The organism is Lutibacter sp., from assembly GCF_013139515.1.
Taxonomy (GTDB): domain Bacteria; phylum Bacteroidota; class Bacteroidia; order Flavobacteriales; family Flavobacteriaceae; genus Lutibacter.
This window is the reverse complement of the sequence record NZ_WTAR01000029.1, coordinates 1-2674: the sequence shown is the minus strand read 5'-3', so window position 1 is coordinate 2674 and position 2674 is coordinate 1. Positions and strand designations below refer to the sequence as shown.

The following is a 2674-nucleotide window of genomic DNA, read 5'->3' as shown; positions in this document are numbered from 1 at the left end:
CTTGTTTGAGGTGTAAATTCTACACACTTTATGAATTATATTCTGATTCTCTTGAAATTCAGAAATAAATTTATGTTCAAGGTCTTTAGTCACAAGTTTGGTTTGGTTCAATTAATAAGTATGTTTTATAATTGAATTGTTACAAATATTATTAAAAATAAAAAAAGCAACTCAATTAGAGTTGCTTTTTTAAAAATAAAATAGTTTTAATTATTTTTCATTTTCTTTAATACCTTTAATAAAGTCGTTTAGTTCTAAGCCATATTTTGAAACTTTCACTTTTTTAGATAATGAATTATTTATGGTATCTAATAATCTAATATTGGCATAATATAACTCTGTTAAAGCTATATATGGCGCAACTTCAAATTTACCATTATTTACTGCGAAATTTGTTGAGAAATAGTATTTCCTTTTAATTAAACTTGTTTCTTCTTTTTCTAATTTTGTAAACAATTCAGTATCATTATTTTTTTGAGCATCAAACTTTTCTTTTATTAAATCTAATTGTCTTCCACTAAATTTTTTGGCCATTGCATTATGTTCGTCCAATAAAGTTTGATTTTTTGAACCAGTAATTTTAGCCGAGGTTACAAATTTTGCAAGTTTTGAAGTTATTGTAATTTCGCCTTTTTCACCAAAAAAAGAAATTTTTTGATTTACTTTTTTATCTAAAGCTATGTAATAAATTTCTGGTGTTTTAATGTCGTCAACAAGTGTAAATGTACTTTCACCATTTAATTGAACTGAATCTACTGATACTAACAAAGTATCTTTAAATTTTTGTAAAAATAATGTACCTTTTTTAAGTCCATCAATATTTCCTTTCACAACAAGGCTTCCATTTTTAGTTTTTCCACAAGAAATTAAAAGACTTATTAAAACAATACAGCTAATTATTTTTTTCATTTAGTTTAGTTTAGTAGTACAAATATCTAACTTTTATTTGAATTTATGAATTAATTTAAGGCGCAACAATACGCATTAATTCAGCTGTTAACATAGCGCCGTAAGTTCCAACAACATAACCAAAAACAGCTAATAAAACACCAACTGTTGCAAGTGAAGGATGAAATGCCGCAGCAACAATAGGTGCAGAGGCCGCACCTCCAACATTTGCCTGACTTCCAACCGCTAAGAAAAAATAAGGAGCTTTTATCAATTTCGCTACAACAATTAATAAAATTATGTGAATAGTCATCCAAACCAATCCTATTAATATTAATCCTGGGTTTTCTAAAATTTTACTTAAATCCATTTTCATACCAATAGTTGCCACTAAAATGTATATAAAAACGCTTCCTATTTTACTTGCACCTGCTCCTTCATATTTTTTAAATTTAGTAAATGAAAGAATAATACCTATAATGGTTGAAATGCTAATCATCCAAAAGAATTGTGAACCAAATGATGATAAAGGAGAACTTTTATCACTTACGGCTTCAAAATTATCTTTTAAAAATGTAGAAATTGTATTTGCACCAAAATGGGCAAAACCAACAACGGTAAATGCTATTGATAATATGACCATTAAATCAGCTAAACTAGGATTTCTTGTAATTTTATCTGCGTAAGAAGATACTTTTTCTTTTAAACGTTCAATTGCAGAAGTATCTGCATTTAACCATTTATCAATTTTTTTAGATTTTCCAATTCCCATTAACACAATAGCCATCCATATGTTTGCTACAACAATATCAACTAAAACCATTCCTCCATATTTTTTAGGGTTGTATTCGTAAATTTCTAACATAGCAGCTTGGTTAGCTCCACCACCAATCCAACTTCCAGCCAATGTTGCTAATCCACGCCAAACAGCATCAGGACCTGCACCTCCAACGGTTTCAGGTGAAATCATTGAAATTAGAATTATAGCAATTGGACCACCAATTATGATACCAACGGTTCCTGTTAAAAACATTATCAACGCTTTTGGGCCTAAATCAAATACAGCTTTTAAATCTATACTTAAAGTCATTAAAATTAGTGCTGCAGGTAATAAAAAACGACTGGCAACATAATATAAATTAGATTCATGTGCTGTTATATTTCCAGCAGCATCTATAGTTTCCCATTCTGGAGCAATAACTCCTAAAGAAGTAAAAATTGCAGGTAATAAATAAGCCATTAAAAGAGATGGAACAATTTTATAAAATTTCTTCCAAGTTTCGTTTGCGCTTGCTGAAGTATAAAAAACAAATCCAATTGTTAGCATTACAATTCCAAATGCAATAGTGTCTTGAGTAATTATAGGTGTAGTATCCATATTTATTTTTGAATTTTGGCTAATTTACCATTTTTTTAAGACTTTAATCCTAATAAAAGAGTAAACAGTTTCTTATATTTGTTAGCTAAATTTTAACCAAATGAAATACATAAAAATCTATTTATTAATTGCATTATTCATAGTCTCTTGTAAAACAGTTCAAGAGACAACACAAGTTGTAAAAAGTGATGCACAAGTTGTTGATACTCGTGAAATACAAGGAGGTATGTGGATTCCTTCTTTACTAGAAGGTGTTAACGAAAATGAGATGAAATTATTAGGAAGTAAAATGACGGCTGAAGATATTTATTCTGTAAATAATTCAAGTTTAAAAGATGCTATTGTTCATTTTAATGGTGGATGTACATCAGAAGTAATTTCTCCAAACGGATTGTTGTTAACAAACCA

At 28.6% G+C, this 2674-nt stretch carries 3 protein-coding genes; 1 reads left to right on the top strand and 2 read right to left on the bottom strand.

The genetic code is table 11. The features are described 5' to 3' along the window. Window positions 1-210 precede the first annotated feature (210 nt). Window positions 211-909, bottom strand: a complete 699-nt coding sequence (locus GQ540_RS03140; protein ID WP_291797210.1) for a DUF4369 domain-containing protein — start codon at window positions 907-909, stop codon at window positions 211-213. 55 nt (window positions 910-964) lie between these two features. Next, window positions 965-2266, bottom strand: coding sequence for a DUF819 family protein (locus GQ540_RS03135; RefSeq protein ID WP_291797207.1), 1302 nt, complete (start codon window positions 2264-2266; stop codon window positions 965-967). A gap of 100 nt (window positions 2267-2366) precedes the next feature. Between GQ540_RS03135 and GQ540_RS03130 the strand changes: the two genes are divergently transcribed. Then, window positions 2367-2674, top strand: a 308-nt coding sequence (locus GQ540_RS03130) for a S46 family peptidase (RefSeq protein ID WP_291797204.1), incomplete at its 3' end; no start/stop codon positions are given.